Source organism: Azospirillum sp. A1-3 (genome assembly GCF_023806445.1).
Taxonomy (GTDB): Bacteria; Pseudomonadota; Alphaproteobacteria; order Azospirillales; family Azospirillaceae; genus Azospirillum.
This window is the reverse complement of sequence record NZ_JAMSLU010000001.1, coordinates 1608100-1631082: the sequence shown is the minus strand read 5'-3', so window position 1 is coordinate 1631082 and position 22983 is coordinate 1608100. Positions and strand designations below refer to the sequence as shown.

The following is a 22983-nucleotide window of genomic DNA, read 5'->3' as shown; positions in this document are numbered from 1 at the left end:
ACGGAACCGAAGTCGATGACGCCGGATCAGGCCGAAAGCACCTACCGCCAGGGCCTGATCGCCGCGCAGGCCGGCCGCTGGGCCGAGGCGCAGGACCTTCTCGCCCAGGCCATCACCGCCCGGCCGGGCGTCGCCGTCTGGTGGGCCAATTACGGGCTGGTGCTGGAAAGTCAGGGCGATGCCATGGGAGCGGCGCAGGCCTATGCCGGGGCGCTGAACCTCGACGGCGGTCTCGCCATGGCGATGGACGGCCTGTTGGTGATGGCGGAGACGCTGGCCGGCGCCGGGCGCGCCGATCTGGCGGAAGTCTGCTACCGCAGCGCCATCGCGCTCAACCCGGCCGCGTTGGCCGCGCTGGTGAATGCCGGCAATCTGCTGCGGGCGCAGGCCCGCAGGCCTGAGTCGGCAGCGCTGCACCGCCGCGCTGCACACGTCGAACCCGACAGCTGGATCCCGCCCTACAACATCGGCAACGCCCTGGCCGAGATGAACCGGCCGGGCGAGGCCGACCGCGCCTATCGCGCCGGGTTGTGCCTGGAGCCGTCGCGGGTGGAACTGTGGGCCAACCGCGCCAGCCGCTCTCTCGCTCCCCAGGCCTGCATCGGCGAGGCTTTGATCGCGCTCGATCGCGCTCTCCGGTTGGCACCCGGCGCTGATTCGCTGCACAGCGCCCGGCTGTTCCTGATGCAATACGACCCGGCGCGAACCATGCCGCAGATCGCGCAGGCCCATGCCGATTGGGGCGCCCGCTATCCCGACCGACCGGCCGCCGCGGTGGCGGCGCCGGCACCGAGGCTACGCGTCGGTTACGTCTCCGCCGATTTCCGTGCCCACCCCGTCGGCACGTTCCTGGAACCGGTGCTGGTCGCCCACGACCGTGCTGCGGTCGAGGCGATCTGCTATTCCAACACCGCCAATCCCGACGCCGTGACGGCGCGGTTGCGCGGTCTGGCCGACGGCTGGGTCGACAGCGCGGCGATGGACGATGCGGCCCTGCTGGAGCGCATCCGCACCGATGGCATCCATATCCTGGTCGATCTGGCCGGCCACACGCTGGGCAACCGGCTGGGCGTGTTCGCCCGGCGGGCGGCGCCGGTGCAGGTCACCTGGGCCGGCTATGTCGGTACCACCGGCCTGCCGGCGATGGATTACCTGATTTCCGATCCGCGGCAGAGCCCAGAGGGCGCCGACGGTTGGGCCATCGAGGGCATCGTCCGCATGCCCGACGCCTATGTCCCCTGGTCGCCGCCGGCCGCCGCACCCGCCGTGGCGCCGTTGCCGATGATCGCGCGCGGCGCCCCGACCTTCGGGTCGCTGAATGCCCTGCCCAAGCTGAACGCGCAGGTCGCCTCCTTGTGGACCCGCCTGCTGGCGGCGGTGCCTGGATCGCGGCTGCTTCTGCGCACGCCCGGCCTGGACGATGCGGATTTGCGGGAGTGGACGCTGGCGCTGTTCACGGCGGCCGGCGCCGATGCGGCCCGCATCGAACTGCACGGTGCGGCCCCGCATGCCGAATTCCTGGCGACCTATGGCGAGATCGACGTCGCGCTCGACCCCTTTCCCTATTCGGGTGGGCTGACGACGCTGGAGGCGCTGTGGATGGGCGTTCCGGTGGTGACGCTGGGCGGCGACCGGTTCTGCGCCCGCCATACGGTGACCCACCTGACCTCCGCTGGGCTTCCGGCGCTGGTGGTCGAGGGGGAGGAGGCCTACATCGCCATGGCGGCGGCGCTGGTGTCCGATCCGGACGGGCTGGCGAGCATCCGCAGCCGCCTGCGCGACCGGCTCGCCGCCTCGCCCGCACTGGATGGCGTGCGCTTTACCCGCGCGTTGGAGGCGGCCTTCGGTGCCATGTGGCAGCGGGCGGCGGCAGGGCAGGGGCGGGCGTCCTTTGCCCTGAACTTCGACTGAGGTCAGCCCTTGTCGGCGACCGGTTTCAGTCCCGGTCGTAATCGTCGTCCCGCTCGTCCCCGCCTTCGTCTTCATCCGCTTCCGCGGCGAGGCGGCGCTGGTTGGCCAGCATGTCGAGCGCACCCTGCAGGATGTAGGCGGCGGCCATCTTGTCGACCACCTCGTCCCGGCGCTTGCGGGTCATGTCGGCCTCGCCGATCATGAAGCGCTCGACGGCCGAGGTGGACAGCCGCTCGTCCCAGAAGGCGATTTCGGCCTCCCAGCCCAGCAGGTCGGGACGTTCCAGCAGGTTCTTGGCGAAGGCGCGCACCGACTCGGCACGCGGCCCCTCCGTTCCGTCCATGTTCAGCGGCAGCCCGACCACCAGCCCGCCGATGCCGTAATCGCGGATTGTCTTGCCCAGCTCGCGCGCATCCTGGGTGAATTTGGTGCGCTTCAGCGTTCCGATGGGAGATGCGACGATCAGTCCCGGATCGGCCACCGCCAGCCCGACGGTCTTGGTGCCGACGTCAAGGCCAAGCAAACGTTGGTTTTTGCCCAGCCGGGCCGCGAGTTCGGAGAGGGTATGGATCATGATCCGACCATAAGGCCGCAGCCTTGTCACTGCAAGATCGCTTGAGTTGTTGTAAAAGATACTTATTCTTCTAAGTATGAGCAGCGCACTTTCCCTTACCGCCTTGTCGCACCGGCCGCTCGCCGACGCCGACATCCCCACCATCTGCGGGTTCCCACGCAACGCGGAGGAGCTGTATTTCCTGTTCCCGCGCGCCGTCTGGCCGCTGACCCCGGATCAGGTCCGGGCGACGCTGGGCCTCCGCCGCGATCCGACCGTGGTCACATTGACCGAGGATGGGCGGGAGCGCGTGGTCGGCTATGCCAATTACGCCACCTTCGAGGATGGCTGCACCGCCAGCATCGGCAATGTCAGCGTCGACCCGACCCTGCGCCGCCGCGGCATCGCCGAATATCTGGTGCGGACGATGATCGACCGCGCTTTCGATCACCATCACCTGCCCGAACTGACGCTTTATTGCTTCAATACCAACACGCCGGGCCTGCTGCTCTATGCCAAGCTCGGCATGACGCCGATCGCGCTGGAGACGCGGGTGACGCCCTGGGGCGAGCCGATCGCGCTGTTCAAACTGCGCATGGACCGCGCCAATTGGCAGTCGGCGACCCGCATCGCCGCATGATCCGGCGCCTTCTGAGTGTTGGAATGGCCGCAATCGTTGCGGTGCGCGTGCGCGGGTGATAGCTTCGCGGCCGATTTCCAATGTTTTGGAAGAGAGTAGAGGCATGTCGCTCGACAAGGCCACGGTGGCCAAGATCGCGCATCTGGCCCGCATCAAGGTGCCGGACGAGGAACTGGAATCCCTGGCTGGGGAACTGAGCCAGATTCTGACCTTCGTGGAACAGCTCAACGAGGTCGACACGAAGGACGTGCCGCCGATGACCAGCGTCGCCGCGCAGAAGCTGCGCCGCCGCAAGGACGAGGTCACCGACGGCGGTTACGCCGCGCAGGTCCTGTCGAACGGTCCGGAAACGGCCGAAGGCTTCTTTGTCGTGCCCAAGGTGGTCGAGTGATGACGGCGCTCACGCATCTGACGATGGCCGGGGCCCTGGATGGCCTTGCCAAGAAGGAGTTCACCGCGGTCGAACTGACCGAGGCGCATGTGCGCGCGGTCGAGGCCGTGCGTCCCTTCAACATCTTCATCACCGAGACCCCGGACGCCGCCCTGTCGATGGCCAAGGCCAGCGACGAGCGCCGCGCGAAGGGCTCGGCCGGGCCGATGGACGGCCTGCCCATCGCGGTGAAGGACCTGTTCTGCACCAAGGGCGTTTCGACGACCGCCGGCAGCCATATCCTGGACGGCTTCAAGCCGGAATATGAATCCACGGTCACTTCCCAGTTGTGGCGCGACGGCGCCGTCATGCTGGGCAAGGTGAACCTGGACGAATTCGCCATGGGCTCCGCCACCATCACCGCCCATCAGGGCGAGACGGTCAGCCCGTGGAGCCCCGGCGCGCCGGGCGCTTGGGAGAAGAAGATCGTCGCCGGCGGTTCGTCGGGCGGTTCGGCCGCGGTGATCGTCGCACGCGCGGCGCTGGGCGCCACCGGCACCGACACCGGCGGCTCGATCCGCCAGCCGGCCGGCTACACCGGCACCGTCGGCATCAAGCCGACCTACGGCCGCTGCTCGCGCTGGGGCATCGTCGCCTACGCCTCCTCGCTGGATCAGGCGGGGCCGATGACCCGCACGGTCGAAGATGCGGCGATCATGCTGCGCTCGATGTGCGGTTTCGATCCGAAGGATTCGACCTCGGTCGACATGCCGGTGCCGGATTTCCGCGCCGCTCTGACCGGCGACATCCGCGGCCTGCGCGTCGGCATTCCGAAGGAATACCGGGTCGAAGGCCTGTCGGCCGAGATCGCCGCGCTGTGGGATCAGGGCATTGCCTGGCTGAAGGAGGCCGGCGCCGAGCCGGTCGAGGTCAGCCTGCCGCACACCAAATACGCGCTGGCCGCCTACTACATCATCGCGCCGGCCGAGGCGTCGTCCAACCTCGCGCGCTATGACGGCGTGCGCTACGGCCTGCGGGTCGAGGGCGGCAACCTCAAGGAGATGTACGAAAACACCCGCGGCGCCGGCTTCGGCAAGGAAGTGCAGCGCCGCATCCTGATCGGCACCTATGTGCTGTCGGCCGGCTATTACGACGCCTATTACAACAAGGCCCGTCAGGTGCGTACGCGCATCAAGTGGGACTTCGACGAGGCGTTCAAGAGCTGCGACGTCATCCTGACGCCGACTGCGCCCAGCACCCCCTTCGCCATCGGCGAGAAGATGGATGATCCGGTGCAGATGTACCTGAACGACGTCTTCACCGTTCCGATCAACCTTGCCGGCCTGCCGGCCATGTCGGTCCCGGCCGGTTTGGGCGCCGACGGCCTGCCGCTCGGCCTGCAGCTGATCGGCCGTCCCTTCGACGAGGAGACGCTGCTGCGCGTCGGCCATGTCGTCGAAAAGGCCGCCAACTTCACCGCGCTTCCGCCTTTCGTGGCGTGACGCAGGGGACGTGACAGCGAAAGGGCCGGCTCGCAGGAGCCGGCCCTTTTCGTTTGTGGGTGGCGTTGGCCGACGCCAACCTATCAGGCTCCGCCGATCCCTTGTACATAGCTTTCGCCGGTCTTCGGATCGATGTTCTCACCCGTCCCCGGCGTGCCCGGCGGCGCTTCGTCCTTGTCGCTCATCGGCTCGACCGCCGGCTTCACCGGGATCGGCTTGGTCGCCGGACGATCAGTGCCGGACCGGTCGTTCTGCGGCAGATCGGACCTGTTGTCTTCGGCCATGGCGGCATTCTCCCTCTGTTGGCTCGCTTCACCTCCACCAACAGGCGGCCCGCCGCTTCGTCACCCTGTGCGCCCGCTATTCGGCGGCTTCCAGCGCCACCCGCGCCAGTTCCAACAACTTCTTGTCCACCTCCGCCTCATCATAGCCGGGGTTGTCGGCCAGCGAGTCGCGCAGGCGCATGGTGATGAACTCACCGGTGTGGTGCTTCTCGTAAAGGCGGACATCGCCCAGCGCCTTGGCGACGCGGTGCAGCCTGTCGCGATCCATCTTGCCCTCCCGTCTTGGTCACCCATCTTGATCACTGCTGTGGCAACAGCCGGGCCGCCGCATCATTCCTGTGCGTTGAGTTCCCCTTGCGCCGTACTGCGCATGGATGCCGGAACAGGACGCGGCTCTCCGGCGTCCCTGTTCATGGCTGCAATCACTGGCGATTGGGGGCGAAGGCATGGACCCGGGACACGATCAACGGCGCGAATTGCTCACCCGCGTCCGCCATGTCGTCGAGCATTACGAGCGCCACAGCACCGCCGGCCCCGCCATCATGCGCGGCGTGCGCTACGATCTCGCGGTGCGGGCGACCGACCTGAACGGCGACGGCTGCCTGTTCCCGGCCTGCGCTTGCGCCAAGGCGGATTGTGCGGAGCGCAAAGGCTGCGCACCGACCGATGTCGGGGTCTGGATCGAACAGGCCAAAAAAGAAAACCGCCCCCGGCGCGAGCCAGGAGCGGCTATCGATTGATGCAAAACCGGCCGCGGCGCCCGTTTCCGGACGCCGCGAGGCGACATCAAACGGAATAATACATCTTGTACTCGATCGGGTGCGGCATGGTTTCGAAGGCCATCATCTCTTCCGTGCGGAGGTCGATGTAGCCGTCGATCATGTCCTGCGAGAAGACATCGCCCTTGCGCAGGAACTCGTTGTCCTCGCGCAGAGAGTTCAGGGCTTCGCGCAGCGAGCCGCAGACGGTCGGGACCTTGGCCAGCTCTTCCGGCGGCAGGTCGTACAGGTTCTTGTCCATCGCGTCGCCCGGATGGATCTTGTTCTGGATGCCGTCCAGGCCGGCCATCAGCATGGCGGCGAAGGCCAGGTACGGGTTGGCCGACGGATCCGGGAAGCGGACCTCGACGCGCTTGCCCTTCGGCGAGGCGACGTACGGGATGCGGCAGGAGGCCGAACGGTTGCGGGCCGAGTAGGCCAGCAGGACCGGAGCCTCATAGCCCGGGACCAGACGCTTGTAGCTGTTGGTCGACGGGTTGGTGAAGGCGTTCAGCGCCTTGGCGTGCTTGATGATGCCGCCGATGTAGTACAGAGCCAGCTCCGACAGGTCGGCATACTGGTTGCCGGCGAACAGCGGCTGGCCGTCCTTCCAGATCGACTGGTGGCAGTGCATGCCCGAACCGTTGTCGCCGAAGACCGGCTTCGGCATGAAGGTCGCCGTCTTGCCGTAGGCGTGGGCGACGTTGTGCACCACGTACTTGTAGTACTGCATGTTGTCGCCGGTGCGGACCAGCGTGTCGAACTTGATGCCCAACTCGTGCTGGGCGGCGGCCACCTCGTGGTGGTGCTTCTCGACCGGAACGCCCATCTCGGCCAGGACGCTCAGCATCTCGGCGCGCAGGTCGTTGCAGCTGTCGATCGGGGCGACCGGGAAGTAGCCGCCCTTGGTGCCCGGACGGTGGCCCAGGTTGCCGTCCTCATAGTCCTTGTCGGACGAGTAGGTGCCCTCGTCCGAATCGAACTGGTAGGAGACCTTGTTCATCTCGACCGTGTACTTCACGTTGTCGAAGATGAAGAACTCGGCTTCCGGACCGAAGAAGACGGTGTCACCGATGCCGGCCGAGGCGGTGTACTTCTCGGCGGCCTTGGCGATGCCGCGCGGGCAGCGGGCGTAGGAGCCGCCGGTGCCCGGATCATAGACGTCGCAGAGGATGTTCAGCGTCGGCTGGGCGGCGAACGGGTCCATGATGGCCGTCGTCGGGTCCAGCTTCAGGATCATGTCCGACTCTTCGATGCCCTTCCAGCCGGCGATCGAGGAACCGTCGAACATGATGCCGTCTTCGAACACGTCCTCGTCGATGGTCGAAACGTGCTGGGCCGTGTGGTGCAGCTTGCCGCGCGGGTCAGTGAAGCGCAGGTCCACGTACTTGACGTCGTGTTCCTTGATCAGGTCGAAGACCTTGCTGATGTCGGACATGTCTCTTTTTCCACGCTTTAAGAGGGTTGGATCCCGCTGCGTCAAGCCGCTGCCCAAGCCCCGTCGGGGTCTTGGCGGCGGAGGGCGGCGCTCGCGGCGGACGTTATCTCACGCCTTTCTTCCCCGCACAACGCGCCAACCCAAAAAGTCGCACGTTCGCCATAGGCGGCCATCAGCCGTTCGGCGAGGTGTGCGGCCGGGGCCGGCAGGAGGTGATGGGGAAAGCGGCGCATGTTGGCGGATGCTGGTCGGGAGGGTGCCGGTCGGAAGGGAGGAGCCGGTGGACGATGCTATCCGGGCGCGATCAGATCGCGTCGGCGCCCTTCTCCCCGGTGCGGATGCGGACCACCTCCTCCACGGGCGTGACGAAGATCTTGCCGTCGCCGATGCGGCCGGTATGGGCGGCCTGCTGGATCGCCTCGATCGCCCGTTCCACCAGGGAATCCTCCATCACCACCTCGATCTTCACCTTCGGCAGGAAGTCCACGACGTATTCCGCGCCGCGGTAAAGCTCCGTGTGGCCCTTTTGGCGGCCGAAGCCCTTGGCTTCGGTGACGGTGATCCCCTTGATCCCGACTTCGTGAAGGGCTTCCTTCACCTCGTCGAGCTTGAACGGCTTGATGATGGCTTCGATCTTCTTCATGGGTCTCTCGTGTACGAGGTGCCAACGTCGGCAGGCACCGTCCACGGCACTGCCGACAGCGACGACGATAAGCATGGAGCGTGCCACATTCGGCCGGTCCGATCCGGCGGCATCGATGCTGGTCATAAGACGGACGGGTGCCGTCCAATGGGGCAGGGTGCTGCCAAAGGATTCAGCGGAGTGAACAATATTTGTGCAACTGGTGCAAGCGCTCCGCGGCGCCGGGCGTGTCACGGCCGTTTCGACCGGGCGAAAGGGGTGCCGTTCCGCCCCGAAAGAAGTTTTTTCACTTTTCGTGAAAAAGGCGCTTGACCGGTCAGCCGCGGTGGAGCATAACGCGGCTCCCGACGGCGGAAACGCTGACGGCGGCGGTGGTAGCTCAGTTGGTAGAGCTCTCGGTTGTGGTCCGAGCGGTCGTGGGTTCGAGTCCCATCCATCGCCCCATCTTCTTCTTCGCGTCTTGGAAAATTTCGGTTTTATAAACGTCCGCACGGCTGGCCCGCCGTTTCGCGGACGTTTATGCTTGTCCGCATCTTTTGTTCCGGGTGAAGACGCTGCCTACGGGTAGAGCGGGCGTGCGAATGTTCGCCCGCACAAGGAACGGCAAGGCAAGCCGGGGTCGGCCAAGGTTGGGGAGAGTGGGGGATGGATGAGCTTCTGTCCGTCGCGGAGATGTATCGGGCCGACCAGTTGGCCATCGCCGCCGGGGTGCCCGGCCCGGCCCTGATGGAGGCCGCCGGCGCCGCCGTGGTCCGTGCCGTGTGCGAGCGCTGGGCGCCGCACCCGACCGCCGTGTTCTGCGGCCCCGGCAACAACGGCGGCGACGGCTTCGTCATCGCCCGGCTTCTGTTGGAGGCCGGCTGGCCGGTGCGGCTGGCCCTGCTCGGCACACGCTCGGCCCTGACCGGCGATGCGGCGGTGGCGGCGGAGCGCTGGCCCGGCCCGATCGAAGCGGCCGATCCCTACATCCTCAAGGGCAATCCCCTGGTCATCGACGCGCTGTTCGGCGCCGGCCTGTCCCGGCCGCTCGATGGGCTCGCCCGCGCCATCGTCGAAGCGATGGAGGGGCGCACGGTCGTCGCCGTGGACGTGCCGAGCGGCTTGCACGGCGACAGCGGCCGGGTGCTGGGAGCCGCTCCCCAAGCGGCGCTGACCGTCACCTTCTTCCGCCGCAAGCCCGGCCATGTGCTGCTGCCCGGCCGCACCCTGTGCGGCGAGGTGGTGGTCGCCGATATCGGCATCCCGGAGCGTGTTCTGGACAGCATCGCCCCGCAGACCGCGGTGAACGAGCCTTCGCTGTGGCACCACCGTTTCCCCTGGCCGGCGCTGGACGGCCACAAATATGCGCGCGGCCATGCCGTGGTGCTGGGCGGCGCGCGGATGACCGGCGCGGCGCGTCTGGCCTCGGTCGCGGCGCTGCGGGCCGGGGCGGGGCTGGTCACCATCGCCTGCCCGCCGGAAGCGTTCCCCATCTATGCCGCCGGATGCGCCAGTGTGATCGTCGATCCGCTGGAGGATGCCGGCGCCTTCGCCCGGCTGCTGCAGGACCCGCGCAAGAACGCCGTGCTGATCGGTCCGGGGGCAGGCAGGGGGGCGCAGACCCGTGCCGCCGTGACGGCCGCGCTGGACGCCCGGCGAGCCTGTGTTTTGGATGCCGACGCACTGACCAGCTTCGCCGAGTCGGCCGACGAACTGCTCGACCGGCTCGACAAGCGTTGCGTCCTCACCCCGCATGAGGGGGAGTTCGCCCGGCTGTTTGGTGATTCGGTCGGCATGGACGGCGACAAGCTGTCGCGGGTGCGGGCCGCCGCCGCGCGGTCCGGCGCGGTCGTCGTCCTCAAGGGGGCGGATACGGTGGTCGCGGCGCCCGACGGGCGTGCCGTCGTCAACGTCAATGCGCCGCCCGATCTGGCGACCGCCGGCACCGGCGACGTGCTGGCCGGCATCGTTCTGGGCCTGCTGGCGCAGGGAATGGACGGGTTCGAGGCCGCGTGCACCGCCGTCTGGCTGCATGGCGAGGCGGGGCGCGCGCTCGGCCCCGGCCTGATCTCCGACGATCTGGCGGGGGCGCTGCCCGGTGTGCTGAAGGCGCTGAAGGCGCAGGGTTGAGGTCTGCCAAGACCGGCCCATAAGTCGACATCCGCGGTACCCCTGACGACGGCGTTCGCGCGCCCTCTTGCGGCGGCGCTCCGGTCGGGCCAGACTCCGGGGCATGAGCGACGCACCCGACACCACCACTCTGGAGCCTGTGCCGCCATCTCCGGCCGCGCAGCCCAATTTCTTCGACCGCGCGCTGGACAACCTGCGCACCCGCTGGCGCGAGATCGCGGCATCGGCCCGCGGCGCCGTCGGCGCGCCGCCGCGCACCCATCTGCCGAAGGAGGACGCCGAGCGCCTCAAGGAGCAGATCGAGGCCTGCCTGGAATCGCGGGGCGGCGAGGTTTCGGCCCGCGCCCGCGCTGCCCAGCTCGGTCGCACCTATCTGGCACTGGATCCCCAGGGTCGGCGCAACTTCCTAGTAATGCTCGCGCGCGACTTCGACGTCGACCGCGATGCGGTGATGGACGCGATGGCGACCTTCCAGGCCGCCGCCGACCCGGTGGCCCGCGGCCATGCCGAACGGGCGCTGCGCCGGGCGCTGGAACCGCCGCGCCTGCGCCTGCTCACCCAGTTCAACGCTCTGCCGGAAGGCGTCAAGTTCCTGGTCGACCTGCGCGCAGAGCTGATGGAGATGGCGCGCGGCGAACCGCTGCTGCAGGCGCTGGAAGACGATCTGAAGAATCTGCTGCGGGCGTGGTTCGACGTCGGTTTCCTGGAGATGCACCGCATCACCTGGGACAGTCCGGCCTCGCTGCTGGAAAAGCTCATCAAGTACGAGGCGGTGCACGAGATCAGCGGCTGGCAGGACCTGAAGGACCGGCTCGATTCGGATCGCCGCTGCTTCGCCTTCTTCCACCCGCGCATGCCGCACGAGCCGCTGATCTTCGTCGAGGTCGCGCTGGTCCAGGGCATGTCGGACAATGTGCAGGCACTGCTCGACCCGACCGCCCCGGTCTGCGACCCCAAGAGCGCCGACAGCGCCATCTTCTATTCGATCTCCAACGCGCAGGTCGGGCTGGCCGGCATCAGCTTCGGCAATTTCCTGATCAAGCGGGTGGTCGACGGGCTGGCGACCGAGTTCCCCAACATCAAGTGCTACGCCACCTTGTCGCCGATCCCCGGTTTCCGCCGCTGGTTCGACCGGTTGTTGGACCGCGACGGCGATGCCCTGCTGACCAACACGGAGGCCGAACGCATCGCCGAACGGCTGGCCGAGTTGGAGCAGGCCGACGACGGCGAGGCGACCACCGAAGGCGGCGTCGGCACCGACGAATCGCCGCTGCTCGCCCGCGCTCTTTCCCGTCCCGGCTGGGCGGAGGACGAGGAGTTGCAGAAGCACCTGCGCGGTCCACTGATGCGGATGTGCGTCCATTACCTGTCCAGTGTGCAGGAGGCAAAGGGCAATGGCCGACCCCGCGCACTCGACCCGGTGGCGCATTTCCACCTGACCAACGGCGCCCGGATGGAGCGGCTGAACTGGCTGGCCGACCGCTCGGCCAAGGGGCTGAAGCAGTCGTTGGGAATGATGATCAACTACCGCTACCGGCTGGGCGAGATCGACGCCAATCACGAGGCCTACACCGGCGAGGGACGCATCATCACCTCGTCCGCGGTGCGGTCCCTGGACAAGGCGGGGAGCAAGGCGGCGGGGAAGGCCGGCGGCTGACGCGAACAGAGCGGGCCTCACTCTCTCGCGTGGGGCCATTTTGCCTGTTTGCTTCCGGCGCGCTGTGCTATAGACCGGACTTCGCCGGCGGTCCGGCGGGTGTTTCGGCACCCGTCGCGGCTGCCTTTGCCATGAACGCGGGCGTGGCGGAATTGGTAGACGCGCTGGATTTAGGTTCCAGTGACTTCGGTCGTATGGGTTCAAGTCCCTTCGCCCGCACCATGGCAACACCTTGGACCGCATGGACAACACGGATTCGGGCCGCCCGGACGGGCGCCGCCGGGCCGGAACAACGAGATAGGCTTTCGTTCCGATGAACATCACCGAGACCAGCACCGACGGCCTCAAGCGCGAATTTCAGGTCGTCATTTCCGCCAAGGACATCGAAGAGAAGGTGAACGGCAAGCTGGAAGAGCTGCGCCGCACGGTCCAGCTGCCGGGCTTCCGTCCGGGCAAGGTGCCGGTCACCGTGATCAAGCAGCGCTATTTCGGCGGCGTGCTGTCCGAGGTGCTGGAGGACGCCATCTCCGACAGCTCGCGCCAGGCGCTGAGCGAGCGCGGTCTGCGCGTCGCCCTGCAGCCGAAGATCGAAGTCGAGAAGTACGAGGACGGCGGCGACCTCACCTACAAGATGGCGGTCGAGCTGCTGCCGGACGTCGAGCCGGGCGACTTCTCGGGCATCGAGCTGGAGAAGCCGGTCGCCGAGGTCACCGACGAGTCGGTGGAAGAGGCGCTGACCCGTCTGGCCTCGGCCCACTCGACCCAGGCCCCGGTCACCGAGGACCGCGCGGCCGAGACCGGCGACATCGCCGTGATCGACTTCGCGGGCAGCGTCGACGGCGAGGCCCTGCCGGGCATGGACGGCAAGGACTACCCGCTGGAGCTGGGCGCCGGCCGCTTCGTGCCGGGCTTCGAGGAGCAGCTGGTCGGCGCCAAGGTCGGCGAGCACCGCACCGTCAACGTCACCTTCCCGGAAGACTACCCGCATGAGCGCCTGAAGGGCGCCGCGACGGTCTTCGAGGTCGACGTGAAGGAGCTGCGCAAGAACGTCCCGGCCGAGGTCAATGACGAACTCGCCAAGGAGTTCGGCATGGAGAGCCTGGAGAAGATGCGCGAAGCGATCCGCGACCGCATCAAGGGCGAGTATGACGGCCTGTCGCGCCTGCGCGTGAAGCGCCAGCTGCTCGACAAGCTGGCGGAGGCCCATTCCTTCGAGGTGCCGGCCGGCATGGTCGACATCGAGTTCGAGGGCATCTGGGCCCGCCTGCAGGAAGAGCTGAAGAACGGCACCGCCGGCGAGGACGCCAACAAGTCCGAGGACGACCTGAAGGCCGAATACCGTTCGATCGCCGAGCGCCGCGTCCGCCTGGGTCTGCTGCTGTCGGAAGTCGGCCGCCGCAACAACATCCAGGTCACCCAGGACGAGGTCAACCGCGCCCTGATCAACGAAGCCCGCCGCTTCCCCGGTCAGGAGCGTCAGGTGTTCGAGTTCTTCAAGCAGAACCAGCAGGCGCTCGAGAACCTCCGCGCCCCGATCTTCGAGGACAAGGTCGTCGATCACATCCTGGATCAGGCCAAGGTGACCGAGAAGACCGTCAGCGTCGAAGAGCTGAGCAAGGACGAGGACGAGTCCGAAGCGGCCTAACTCCCCGAAAGGAGTGGGGGCGGACTACCATCCGCCCCCAAAGGTTCCTATATGTGGTTCCGTGCCGGCAACGATCACCGGTTCAGCCAACTGCGGGGGCAGGGAAGAACACATGTACGACTTCGAGCCGAAGATGAATGCTCTGGTCCCGATGGTCATCGAACAGACCAACCGGGGCGAGCGCGCGTACGACATCTATTCGCGCCTGCTGAAGGAGCGGATCATCTTCCTGATCGGCGGAGTGAACGACGCCGTCGCCAGCCTGATCTGCTCGCAGCTGCTGTTCCTTGAGTCGGAGAACCCGAACAAGGACATCGCGCTCTACATCAATTCGCCGGGCGGCTACGTCTCGGCCGGCCTCGCCATCTACGACACCATGCAGTACATCCGTCCGCAGGTGTCGACGGTGTGCATGGGGCAGGCGGCCTCGATGGGTTCGCTGCTGCTGGCCGCCGGTGCGCCGGGCAAGCGTTTCTCGCTGCCCAACAGCCGCATCATGATCCATCAGCCGTCGGGCGGCGCCCAGGGCCAGGCTTCGGACATCGAAATCCAGGCCCAGGAAATCCTGAAGCTGCGCTCGCGCCTGAACGACATCTACGCCAAGCACACCGGGCAGGATCTCGACACCATCGAGTCCGCCATGGAGCGCGACAAGTTCATGTCGCCGGAAGAGGCGAAGGCCTTCGGTCTGATCGACGAGGTGGTGGAGAAGCGCCCGGGCGTCGATCACCATTCGTAACCCACGCTTCTAGGGCCCTCCCAACAAAGGGTTGATCGGGTCGTGACGCTGATGTTGAATGGCAGTGACACGATCCGGTCATAGGGGCCGGTCATAGGGGAAGCCCCTTGTGGCATGTCCGGTATGCGGATTGTGATGCGTCGCTAAACCGGCGCGTGACCTTGTCGCGGACGTCGTCCGCGATAACCTGAGTAGGACCGGCGTCGGGGGGCGCCGCGAACGGGCATGGTCCTAGGGGTCCACGCCTCCCGCGAGATGACGGAGTACCGATGAGCAAGTCCAGCAGCGGCGATTCGAAGAATACGCTCTACTGCTCCTTCTGCGGCAAGAGCCAGCACGAGGTCCGCAAGCTGATTGCCGGTCCGACGGTGTTCATCTGCGATGAATGCGTCGAACTGTGCATGGACATCATTCGCGAGGAGAACAAGACGACCCTCGTGAAGTCCCGCGACGGGGTCCCGACTCCGCGCGACATTCATGCGGTGCTCGACGATTACGTCATCGGACAGTCCTACGCCAAGCGCGTGCTGTCGGTGGCGGTCCACAATCATTACAAGCGCCTTGCCCACGGGACGAAGCACAACGACGTCGAACTGGCGAAGTCGAACATCCTGCTGATCGGCCCGACCGGCTGCGGCAAGACGCTGCTGGCCCAGACCCTGGCCCGCATCATCGACGTTCCCTTCACCATGGCCGACGCCACGACGCTGACCGAAGCTGGTTATGTCGGCGAGGATGTCGAGAACATCATCCTCAAGCTGCTCCAGGCCGCCGACTACAATGTCGAGCGGGCGCAGCGCGGCATCGTCTACATCGACGAGGTCGACAAGATCAGCCGCAAGTCCGACAACCCGTCGATCACCCGCGACGTGTCGGGCGAGGGCGTGCAGCAGGCCCTGCTGAAGATCATGGAGGGCACCGTCGCCTCCGTGCCGCCGCAGGGCGGGCGCAAGCATCCGCAGCAGGAATTCCTGCAGGTCGATACCAGCAACATCCTGTTCATCTGCGGCGGCGCCTTCGCCGGCCTGGACAAGATCATCGCCCAGCGCGGCAAGGGCACCAGCATCGGCTTCGGCGCCGATGTCCGCTCCGCCGACGAGCGCGCCACCGGCGAGATCCTGCACGAGGTCGAGCCCGAGGATCTGCTGAAGTTCGGCCTGATCCCCGAGTTCATCGGCCGTCTGCCGGTGCTCGCCACCCTGTCCGATCTGGACGAGGCGGCGCTGGTCGAGATCCTGAGCAAGCCGAAGAACGCCCTGGTCAAGCAGTACCAGCGTCTGTTCGAGATGGAGGATGTCCATCTGGAGTTCTCCGAGGACGCCATGCGCGCCATCGCCCACAAGGCCATCGCCCGCAAGACCGGTGCCCGCGGTCTGCGGTCTATCATGGAAGCCATCCTGCTCGACCCGATGTTCGACCTGCCGGGCCTCACCGGCATCGAGAGCATCCTGGTCAACAAGGAAGTGGTCGAAGGGCGCGCCAAGCCGCTCTACGTTCATGCCGAACGGCGCAGCGAAGCGCCGGGCGCGTGATCGGACGACAAGCCGTCGCACTCTTTGTGGCGGGACGACGAGAGGGGCGCTTCGGCGCCCCTTTTTCTTTTTCGGCCGATTTCCAATGCGGTCGGCGCATGGCACCCGGACTGGTCATTCCGAATCGTCGCCCCTCCAGTGCCTTAGGAGCGGATCGTCTGCGGCTGATAGGGTGAATGACGCCGCAAAGCTTCCGTTTGGGTGGTTGAAGGGGCGTAAAACCGGCTCGAACCGTCTGTTATGTCGTCCGAAAGGGGAGCAAAGGCGGTCTTAGCCGGCCAAACGGCCGTTTCACCTTGCGGAAACGGCGGGAAGACGGTCGCAGCCCCTTGAAGGGCGCATGGCCGTGTGCCACGTTAGTCCGGTGCCGTAGGCGATCCCCGCGCTCAACCCGAGGCGGGGGCTGTGTCAGGCCCATTCCGGGCTGGCGGCGATCCATTCATTGAGGCCCTGCCCATGATCGAACTCTCCCGTGGTGCCCTCTACCCGGTCCTGCCGCTGCGCGACATCGTGGTCTTCCCCCACATGATCGTGCCGCTGTTCGTCGGGCGCGAGAAGTCCGTGCGCGCGCTGGAAGACGTGATGAAGGATGACAAGCAGATCCTGCTCGTCACCCAGAAGAACGCCGCGCAGGACGATCCGACTCCGGCCGACATCTACAGCGTCGGCACCGTCGGCACCGTGTTGCAGCTGCTCAAGCTGCCGGACGGGACCGTCAAGGTGCTGGTGGAAGGTGGCCAGCGCGCCGCCATCACCAAGTTCGCCGACAATGAGGAGTTCTTCCAGGCCCAGGCCGAACTGGTCGAGGAAAAGACCGGCGAGAACCAGGAGCTCGAAGCCCTGAGCCGCGCCGTCGTCTCCCAGTTCGAGCAGTACATCAAGCTGAACAAGAAGATCCCGCCGGAGGTGCTGGTCTCGATCAACCAGATCGAGGAAGCCGGCAAGCTGGCCGATACCGTCGCCTCGCATCTGGCGCTGAAGATTCCGGAAAAGCAGCAGCTGCTGGAATGCGCCACCGTGTCTGAGCGCCTGGAGCGGGTCTATGCCTTCATGGAAGGCGAGATCGGCGTGCTGCAGGTGGAAAAGCGCATCCGCAACCGCGTCAAGCGGCAGATGGAGAAGACCCAGCGCGAGTACTATCTGAACGAGCAGCTGAAGGCGATCCAGAAGGAACTTGGCGAGACCGAGGACGGCCGCGACGAATCGGCGGAACTGGAAGAGAAGATCAACAAGACCCGCTTCTCCAAGGAAGCCCGCGAGAAGGCTCTGGCCGAGCTGAAGAAGCTGCGGTCGATGAGCCCGATGTCCGCGGAAGCCACCGTGGTCCGCAACTACCTTGACTGGATGCTGTCCATTCCGTGGAAGAAGCGCACCAAGGTGAAGCGCGACCTGAAGCTGGCCCAGAAGGTGCTGGACGACGACCATTACGGTCTGGAGAAGGTCAAGGAGCGCATCCTTGAGTATCTCGCCGTCCAGAACCGCATGAACAAGGTCAAGGGGCCCATTCTTTGCCTCGTCGGCCCGCCAGGCGTCGGCAAGACCTCGCTCGGCAAGTCGATCGGCAAGGCGACCGGCCGCAACTTCGTCCGCATGTCGCTCGGCGGCGTCCGTGACGAGGCCGAGGTGCGCGGTCACCGCCGCACCTATATCGGCTCGATGCCCGGCAAGGTCATCCAGGGCATGAAGAAGGCCAAGTCCTCCAACCCGCTCTTCCTGCTGGACGAGATCGACAAGCTCGGCGCCGACTGGCGCGGCGACCCGTCGTCCGCCCTGCTGGAGGTTCTGGATCCGGAGCAGAACGGTACCTTCAACGACCATTACCTGGAGGTCGACTACGACCTGTCCGACGTGATGTTCGTCTGCACCGCCAACACGATGCGCATGCCGCAGCCGCTGCTGGACCGTATGGAGATTATCCGCGTCGCCGGCTACACCGAGGACGAGAAGGTCGAAATCTCCAAGCGTCACCTGATCGAGAAGCAGGTGGAGGCGAACGGCCTGAAGAAGGGCGAGTTCGCCATCTCCGACGACGCGTTGCGCGACCTGATCCGCTACTACACGCGGGAAGCCGGCGTCCGTTCGCTGGAGCGCGAGATCGCCAACCTCTGCCGCAAGGCGGTGAAGGAGATCCTTCTGAAGGGCGGCAACGCCAAGGTTTCGGTTACCCGCCGCAACCTCGACAAGTATGCCGGCGTCCGCCGCTTCCATTACGGCGAGGCGGAGCTGGAGGATCTGGTGGGCGTCACCACCGGTCTGGCCTGGACCGAGGTCGGCGGCGAACTGCTGTCGATCGAGGCCGTCGGCCTGCCCGGCAAGGGCCGCGTCACCACCACCGGCAAGCTGGGCGACGTGATGAAGGAATCGGTCCAGGCGGCCGAGAGCTACGTCAAGTCGCGCGCCGTCGCCTTCGGCATCAAGCCGACGCTGTTCGAGAAGAAGGACATCCACGTCCACGTTCCCGAAGGCGCCACGCCGAAGGACGGCCCGTCGGCCGGTGTCGCCATGGCCACCTCCATCGTCTCGGTGCTGACCGGCATTCCGGTCCGCAAGGACGTGGCGATGACCGGCGAGATCACGCTGCGTGGCCGGGTCCTGCCCATCGGTGGACTGAAGGAGAAGCTGCTGGCCGCTCTGCGTGGCGGCATCAAGCATGTGCTGATCCCGAAGGACAACGAGAAGGACCTGGCGGACATCCCGGACAACGTGAAGCGCGGGCTGGAGATCTTGCCCGTCGGCACGGTGGACGAGGTGCTGCGCAACGCGCTGGTCCGTCCGCTGGAGCCCATCGAGTGGACCGAGCCCGAGGTTGATCCGGCCGCGGCGAAGGCCCAGGAGAAGGGTGCCGACGGCGAGGTCCTGCGTCACTGATCCGGGTCCAGAACGGCCATGATCTGATCATAGCCGTCGCGGGGCAGTCGACTTTTGGGACAATAGGAGCTTTGCCGCCCGTCGGGAATTGACGGGCGGCAAACGCTGTGCTTATCCTTTGCTTCCAAAAAGTCGTGGACGAAAAGTCCTGGGGCGGCTTTTGTCTTTCAGTATTTGCTGAATTTCGAAGGGGGATTGCGTGAACAAGAACGATCTCGTGGCGCATGTTGCCGAAGCGTCCGGTCTGTCCAAGACCGACGCCACGAAGGCCGTCGACGCCGTGTTCGACAGCATCGCCGAATCCTTGAAGAACGGCGATGAAGTCCGTCTTGTCGGCTTCGGCACCTTTGCGGTGGCCGAGCGCCCCGCGACCGAGGGCCGCAACCCGCGTACCGGCGAGAAGATCGACATCCCGGCATCCAAGCAGCCGAAGTTCAAGGCGGGCAAGACCCTCAAGGACGCTCTGAACTGAGCGTGAGGTTCAGCAAGCTTGAAGTTTCCGGCCCGCTCAGGGCATAGTGCGGCCGGCCGGGCAACCACCCGGCCGGCTTGCATTTCAGTGCATGATTTTTCAGGTACGGGCGATTAGCTCAGCGGTAGAGCGTCTCGTTTACACCGAGAATGTCGGGGGTTCGATCCCCTCATCGCCCACCATCATCTCCATTGCTGTCCATGCAGTCAGGCCCCGTTCCGGGGCTTTTTTCATGTCCGCATGGTGTGGGGCGCCGGGTGGGCGCCCCATTGCCGGTTACTGCTCGCCGCAAGGATTGGGCTGGTCCTTCATGCCGACATACCCCTGCTTGGCGTCATATAGGAATTGGTATTGGCGCAGAAAATGGCGGCCGGTGTTGATGAACGGCGCCTTCTTGGGAGCAGGCGGGGGCGGTTCGGTGCTGGAGGGGATCACCTGTGCCGGCTCGTTCGGTGCGCCGGCCCCGACGATGAAGGCGTCGGTGGCGATCGGATTGCCGGCATTCGGAATCTGGACAGCCACCGACGTGTTGGGCGCCAGTACCCATACCATCTTTGTCGGCTCGCTCAGATCGGCCTGCTGCACCTTGTCGAATTGGATCGCAGGCGGCAGCGTCATGTAGCTCTGCGGGATCCCGGTATCGACCAGGATGTTGGCCGTCGTGCAGACCGGACCGTCGGCATTGCGGTTCACCTCCGGATTAACCGTGATGCAGCCCTGCGGCATCATCCAGTCGCCGGGATATTGCGGGTAGGGGGCCAACTGGGCGAAGCGGAAGCCGGACGTGTTGGCGTCGGTCAGGCCGACCTGGATGCCCTGGCGGCCGATGATGTAACCCTTGTTCAGCGTGCCATCGGCGACGGGCTGGCCGTTCACGCTGCGCAGGTTCAGCAGGACATTCTTGTCCGGTGTGCCTTGCGGCTGGAAATCGGCCTCCTGGCCGAAGCCGACGCCCATATACAGCACCGGCTTCTCAGGCGCGGGCAGGTTGGGACAAATTTTCTGGTCGGTCTGGTAACTGTCGCAGCGGCCTGATTGCTCCACGCCCAGGATCAAGACCTCGGAGGTCGCGACAGGCTTGTTGCCGCGGTCATAGAGCGTGACCGTCATCGGCACCCAGGTGCCGACCCACAGCACCTTGCTGCTCGACAGGAACTGCGTGCCCGGCTTGGCGCCCGGCGTCGTTTTCAGCGTCTCATAGTTGGGGATGTTGGTGGCGGACATGGCGACGCCGACCGATCCGGTGTCCATCGTCACCGTGTGGATGGTGCTGTCGCCGGCAATGCTGAAATTCAGCTTCGGCGGATCGGTGAAAGACACCGATTGGAAATTCGCGAACGGGATACATTGCGTCACGCTGGCGCCGCCGTAGCTCGGTAGGCTCTGGGCCAGCGCAGGGGCTGTCGCCACCAGGGTCAGCGCGGCTGCGGTGACGGTTCGCGAGGTCGGGCTGGAAAATCTCATGGGAAGTGCTCAGCATTGATTGAGACTTCCACAAGAGTTACCGACAGAGCAGGTCTCGTCCAGCAATCAATATCACTAAAATCGCGCAAATCTGCGCTAATACACAACCGATACCCGGCGGTTGGCGGTGCTCAGCGCGCGTGCTGATCCAGAAAACTGCGGCATTGATCGAAATCGCGCAGGCACGGGTCGGGCAGGGCGATGCCCTTGCGTTCTGCCAAGCTGCGGGCGAAGGCAACCATACGCTCGGTCGGTTCACGACGGCGCCGCGACTCCGGAATGGGCGATGCCTCTGCCGGCGCGCTTTCAGCCACTGCGGCAGCCTGCGGGGCGCCGCTGGCACCCTTGGCTTTGCGGGTGCGCCGCAGCTTCGGCGCCGGCGCTTCCCCCTCGGCGGGAGCTGCAACCTTGCGGGTCCGCCGTCGTGCAGGCTTCGTTACATCGCCCGACACGGCGCCGCCGCCCCGCGTCGTCGTGCTTCGTCCCGGAGTGCCGCGCCGGGCGAATCGGACCTTGGCGGCGGGCAAGCCGAGATCCAGCGCGGTACCGCGCTGTCCGACCAACGCGCCGATCAGTCGGTCGGCCTCGCTGGCAATTGCGTCGATCACCCGGCGGAAATCGGCACGGCCGGTCACCACCTCGTCCAGCTTCATTTCCCACAGCGCGGTGGTGCCGGGATCGACCAGGGTGGGGGCGGCGGCGCGCAGAGTTTCGAACAGATGCAGCCCGGCAGGGGTGGGCACCAGCCATTTGCCGTCCGCGCCCAGCAGGTTCTGCTTGCGCAGCCCCTTGATCACCTCGGCGCGAGTGGCCGGGGTGCCAATTCCCTTGGCTTCCTTCAACCGGTCGCGCAGAGGTGGATCCTCGACGAACCGCCAGGCGTTCTGCATGGCGTCGACCAGCGTGCCCTCGTTGTAGCGCGGCGGCGCTTGGGTGCGCTTGGCCTCTACCTTGGGATCGCTCAGGGTCGCCGATTCGCCGTCGGTCAGTGGCGGCAGGGTCTGCTCGGCCTCCTCCTCCGGTTTGCCGCCGGAGCGGTCGTCGCTCTCGGCGGAGCCGAAGGCGGCCTTCCAGCCCAGCTTCAGCGGGATACGGCCGACGGCGCGGAAGGCGACCGGTTTGCCACCTTCAGCCAATGGCACCGGGACCGGCATGGTCACGCTGGTCTGGCGATACTCGTAATCTGGCATCACAGCGGCGAGATAGGAGCGGCAGATCAGCGCGAACAGCCGCTTTTCGTCGTCGGTCAGCCGGAACAGCCGCGACTCCAGATCGTCCAGCACATTGACGTTGGGGATCACCGCATGGTGCGACACGCCTTCCAACGCCTTGTCGCAGAAATGGCCGGACTTGCCCTTGCGGATCACCGGCCGGGCGATGTCGAGATGGGCGAAGCCGCGCAGCCGGGTCAGCGCCCCGACGATGGCCGGCGCGTCGGCGATCTGGTTCTCCGACAGGTAACGCGCCTCCGCGCGCGGATAGGTGATGAGCTTCTTGCCCTCACCGTCATACAACTCCTGCGCCACCGCCAGCGTACGGTCGGCGGTCCAGCCCCAACGCTGGCCGCAGGTCTTCTGCAGCGAGGGCAGGTCGTACAGCTTGGGCGGCGCCTGCCGCTTCTCCTCCACCGTCACGGTCAGCGGGCCGTGGTGGTTGTCGGCGGCGCGGGCGATGGCCTCGGCGGCGGCGCGGTCCTTGATGCGGTCCTTCGGCGCCGGGGCGTGGCGCATCAGGAAGCTGCCCTCCGCCACGGTGGCGGTCGCCACGACCTCGAAATAATCCTCGGGCTTGAAGTTGCGGATCTCAAGCTCGCGCAGGCACACGATGGCCAGTGTCGGCGTCTTGACCCGGCCGATGCCGATGACGCCGCGGGTGCCGGGGGCCAGCAGGGTCTTGGTCGCCGTGCGGGTCAGCGACAGGTTGTAGATCTGGTCGGCTTGCTGGCGCGCTACCGCCGCCTCATAGAGCGATCGCATGGAGTCGTTCGGCTTCAGCTGGGCGAAGGCATCGCGCAGGGTCTTCGGGTCCTGAGCTGTGAAAAGCGCGCGCCGCACCTTGCCGCGATAGCCGACATGCTCCAGGATCTCCTGGCCGATCAGCTGGCCCTCGCGGTCGCAGTCGGTGGCGAGGATCACCTCGTCGCAGGCGCGCAGCGCGGCGGTGATCGCCTGCAGCTTCGCGGCCTTGTTGCCGCCCTGGTCGGGCCGGGTGGGAAAGAGCCCGTCGGGCTTCAGCAGCGTCGGCGTCCAGCGCTTCCAGGCGGGGTCGACCTCATCCGGCTCGGCAAGCCGCAGCAAATGGCCCTCGGCCGGCAGGATGCGGCCGTAGCGGTCGCCCAGGGCTGCGCGCAGGTCCTTCGCCTGACTGGATTTTTCGGTGATGATCAGCGTCGCCATGC

The 22983-nt window shown here is 66.3% G+C and carries 19 protein-coding genes and 3 tRNA genes; 15 read left to right on the top strand and 7 right to left on the bottom strand.

Features of this window, described 5'->3' with window-relative positions:
• Positions 1-15 precede the first annotated feature (15 nt).
• On the top strand, positions 16-1911 hold the full coding sequence (locus M5E06_RS07710) for an O-linked N-acetylglucosamine transferase, SPINDLY family protein (protein ID WP_252137732.1): 1896 nt from the start codon (positions 16-18) through the stop codon (positions 1909-1911).
• Between the two features lie 25 nt (positions 1912-1936).
• Here M5E06_RS07710 and ruvX read toward each other — a convergent pair whose 3' ends face one another.
• A complete protein-coding gene (ruvX, locus tag M5E06_RS07705) occupies positions 1937-2488 on the bottom strand; it encodes a Holliday junction resolvase RuvX (protein ID WP_502801974.1) in 552 nt (183 codons plus the stop codon).
• Between the two features lie 73 nt (positions 2489-2561).
• Here ruvX and M5E06_RS07700 point away from each other — a divergent pair, with 73 nt between their 5' ends.
• The 3 genes from M5E06_RS07700 (at position 2562) to gatA (ending at position 4976) form a co-directional block, all read left to right on the top strand.
• Positions 2562-3104 carry a GNAT family N-acetyltransferase gene (locus M5E06_RS07700; RefSeq protein ID WP_109149837.1) on the top strand — a complete coding sequence of 181 codons (543 nt, stop codon included), beginning with the start codon at positions 2562-2564 and terminating at the stop codon, positions 3102-3104.
• A gap of 103 nt (positions 3105-3207) precedes the next feature.
• Positions 3208-3495: an Asp-tRNA(Asn)/Glu-tRNA(Gln) amidotransferase subunit GatC gene (gatC, locus tag M5E06_RS07695; protein ID WP_042691134.1), complete on the top strand. Its 288-nt coding sequence runs from the start codon at positions 3208-3210 to the stop codon at positions 3493-3495.
• On the top strand, positions 3495-4976 hold the full coding sequence (gene gatA / locus M5E06_RS07690; RefSeq protein ID WP_252137730.1) for an Asp-tRNA(Asn)/Glu-tRNA(Gln) amidotransferase subunit GatA: 1482 nt from the start codon (positions 3495-3497) through the stop codon (positions 4974-4976). Before gatC ends, gatA begins: the two co-directional genes overlap by 1 nt.
• 83 nt (positions 4977-5059) lie before the next feature.
• Here gatA and M5E06_RS07685 read toward each other — a convergent pair whose 3' ends face one another.
• Together M5E06_RS07685 and M5E06_RS07680 are read right to left on the bottom strand one after the other, a co-directional pair.
• A complete protein-coding gene (locus tag M5E06_RS07685) occupies positions 5060-5260 on the bottom strand; it encodes a hypothetical protein (RefSeq protein WP_252137729.1) in 201 nt (66 codons plus the stop codon).
• 76 nt (positions 5261-5336) lie between these two features.
• Positions 5337-5528: a hypothetical protein gene (locus tag M5E06_RS07680; protein ID WP_252137728.1), complete on the bottom strand. Its 192-nt coding sequence runs from the start codon at positions 5526-5528 to the stop codon at positions 5337-5339.
• A 178-nt stretch (positions 5529-5706) separates the two neighbouring features.
• On the opposite strand from M5E06_RS07680, the gene M5E06_RS07675 reads away from it, so the two are divergent.
• Positions 5707-6000, top strand: coding sequence for a hypothetical protein (locus M5E06_RS07675; RefSeq protein WP_252137727.1), 294 nt, complete (start codon positions 5707-5709; stop codon positions 5998-6000).
• 46 nt (positions 6001-6046) lie between these two features.
• Here M5E06_RS07675 and glnA read toward each other — a convergent pair whose 3' ends face one another.
• Both glnA and M5E06_RS07665 read right to left on the bottom strand, forming a co-directional pair.
• Positions 6047-7456, bottom strand: a complete 1410-nt coding sequence (glnA, locus tag M5E06_RS07670; protein ID WP_109073834.1) for a type I glutamate--ammonia ligase — start codon at positions 7454-7456, stop codon at positions 6047-6049.
• Between the two features lie 304 nt (positions 7457-7760).
• Positions 7761-8099, bottom strand: coding sequence for a P-II family nitrogen regulator (locus M5E06_RS07665; protein ID WP_012974531.1), 339 nt, complete (start codon positions 8097-8099; stop codon positions 7761-7763).
• A 368-nt stretch (positions 8100-8467) separates the two neighbouring features.
• Between M5E06_RS07665 and M5E06_RS07660 the strand changes: the two genes are divergently transcribed.
• The 10 genes from M5E06_RS07660 to M5E06_RS07615 all read left to right on the top strand — a co-directional run bounded on the left by M5E06_RS07660 (position 8468) and on the right by M5E06_RS07615 (position 19303).
• Positions 8468-8543, top strand: a tRNA-His gene (locus M5E06_RS07660).
• 201 nt (positions 8544-8744) lie between these two features.
• The gene (locus M5E06_RS07655) at positions 8745-10208 is read left to right on the top strand and encodes an NAD(P)H-hydrate dehydratase (protein WP_252137726.1); all 1464 of its coding nucleotides are present in this window, start codon (positions 8745-8747) and stop codon (positions 10206-10208) included.
• A 103-nt stretch (positions 10209-10311) separates the two neighbouring features.
• On the top strand, positions 10312-11865 hold the full coding sequence (locus tag M5E06_RS07650) for a malonyl-CoA decarboxylase (RefSeq protein ID WP_252137725.1): 1554 nt from the start codon (positions 10312-10314) through the stop codon (positions 11863-11865).
• Between the two features lie 137 nt (positions 11866-12002).
• Positions 12003-12087, top strand: a tRNA-Leu gene (locus M5E06_RS07645).
• Between the two features lie 91 nt (positions 12088-12178).
• Complete coding sequence (gene tig, locus M5E06_RS07640; RefSeq protein ID WP_109149842.1) at positions 12179-13510, top strand: trigger factor; 1332 nt, start codon at positions 12179-12181, stop codon at positions 13508-13510.
• A gap of 112 nt (positions 13511-13622) precedes the next feature.
• On the top strand, positions 13623-14249 hold the full coding sequence (clpP, locus tag M5E06_RS07635) for an ATP-dependent Clp endopeptidase proteolytic subunit ClpP (protein WP_109149843.1): 627 nt from the start codon (positions 13623-13625) through the stop codon (positions 14247-14249).
• Between the two features lie 269 nt (positions 14250-14518).
• On the top strand, positions 14519-15781 hold the full coding sequence (gene clpX / locus M5E06_RS07630) for an ATP-dependent Clp protease ATP-binding subunit ClpX (RefSeq protein WP_012974526.1): 1263 nt from the start codon (positions 14519-14521) through the stop codon (positions 15779-15781).
• 456 nt (positions 15782-16237) lie between these two features.
• A complete protein-coding gene (gene lon, locus M5E06_RS07625) occupies positions 16238-18649 on the top strand; it encodes an endopeptidase La (protein WP_252137724.1) in 2412 nt (803 codons plus the stop codon).
• A 199-nt stretch (positions 18650-18848) separates the two neighbouring features.
• Complete coding sequence (hbs, locus tag M5E06_RS07620) at positions 18849-19121, top strand: non-specific DNA-binding protein Hbs (RefSeq protein WP_012974523.1); 273 nt, start codon at positions 18849-18851, stop codon at positions 19119-19121.
• A gap of 107 nt (positions 19122-19228) precedes the next feature.
• Positions 19229-19303, top strand: a tRNA-Val gene (locus tag M5E06_RS07615).
• A gap of 94 nt (positions 19304-19397) precedes the next feature.
• Here M5E06_RS07615 and M5E06_RS07610 read toward each other — a convergent pair.
• Both M5E06_RS07610 and M5E06_RS07605 read right to left on the bottom strand, forming a co-directional pair.
• A complete protein-coding gene (locus M5E06_RS07610; RefSeq protein WP_252137723.1) occupies positions 19398-20585 on the bottom strand; it encodes a hypothetical protein in 1188 nt (395 codons plus the stop codon).
• A gap of 131 nt (positions 20586-20716) precedes the next feature.
• Positions 20717-22981, bottom strand: coding sequence for a DNA topoisomerase (locus tag M5E06_RS07605; RefSeq protein WP_252137722.1), 2265 nt, complete (start codon positions 22979-22981; stop codon positions 20717-20719).
• Between the last annotated feature and the right edge of the window lie 2 nt (positions 22982-22983).

What these genes read in the sequence shown, in the direction of transcription:
- M5E06_RS07685 (WP_252137729.1), bottom strand. Translation starts at nt 5,260, where the DNA reads ATGGCCGAAGACAACAGGTCCGATCTGCCGCAGAACGACCGGTCCGGC.
- M5E06_RS07665 (WP_012974531.1), bottom strand. Translation starts at nt 8,099, where the DNA reads ATGAAGAAGATCGAAGCCATCATCAAGCCGTTCAAGCTCGACGAGGTG.
- M5E06_RS07605 (WP_252137722.1), bottom strand. Translation starts at nt 22,981, where the DNA reads ATGGCGACGCTGATCATCACCGAAAAATCCAGTCAGGCGAAGGACCTG.
- tig (WP_109149842.1), top strand. Translation starts at nt 12,179, where the DNA reads ATGAACATCACCGAGACCAGCACCGACGGCCTCAAGCGCGAATTTCAG.
- gatC (WP_042691134.1), top strand. Translation starts at nt 3,208, where the DNA reads ATGTCGCTCGACAAGGCCACGGTGGCCAAGATCGCGCATCTGGCCCGC.
- clpP (WP_109149843.1), top strand. Translation starts at nt 13,623, where the DNA reads ATGTACGACTTCGAGCCGAAGATGAATGCTCTGGTCCCGATGGTCATC.
- M5E06_RS07675 (WP_252137727.1), top strand. Translation starts at nt 5,707, where the DNA reads ATGGACCCGGGACACGATCAACGGCGCGAATTGCTCACCCGCGTCCGC.
- glnA (WP_109073834.1), bottom strand. Translation starts at nt 7,456, where the DNA reads ATGTCCGACATCAGCAAGGTCTTCGACCTGATCAAGGAACACGACGTC.
- clpX (WP_012974526.1), top strand. Translation starts at nt 14,519, where the DNA reads ATGAGCAAGTCCAGCAGCGGCGATTCGAAGAATACGCTCTACTGCTCC.
- gatA (WP_252137730.1), top strand. Translation starts at nt 3,495, where the DNA reads ATGACGGCGCTCACGCATCTGACGATGGCCGGGGCCCTGGATGGCCTT.
- M5E06_RS07680 (WP_252137728.1), bottom strand. Translation starts at nt 5,528, where the DNA reads ATGGATCGCGACAGGCTGCACCGCGTCGCCAAGGCGCTGGGCGATGTC.
- lon (WP_252137724.1), top strand. Translation starts at nt 16,238, where the DNA reads ATGATCGAACTCTCCCGTGGTGCCCTCTACCCGGTCCTGCCGCTGCGC.
- M5E06_RS07655 (WP_252137726.1), top strand. Translation starts at nt 8,745, where the DNA reads ATGGATGAGCTTCTGTCCGTCGCGGAGATGTATCGGGCCGACCAGTTG.
- M5E06_RS07610 (WP_252137723.1), bottom strand. Translation starts at nt 20,585, where the DNA reads ATGAGATTTTCCAGCCCGACCTCGCGAACCGTCACCGCAGCCGCGCTG.
- M5E06_RS07700 (WP_109149837.1), top strand. Translation starts at nt 2,562, where the DNA reads ATGAGCAGCGCACTTTCCCTTACCGCCTTGTCGCACCGGCCGCTCGCC.
- M5E06_RS07710 (WP_252137732.1), top strand. Translation starts at nt 16, where the DNA reads ATGACGCCGGATCAGGCCGAAAGCACCTACCGCCAGGGCCTGATCGCC.
- M5E06_RS07650 (WP_252137725.1), top strand. Translation starts at nt 10,312, where the DNA reads ATGAGCGACGCACCCGACACCACCACTCTGGAGCCTGTGCCGCCATCT.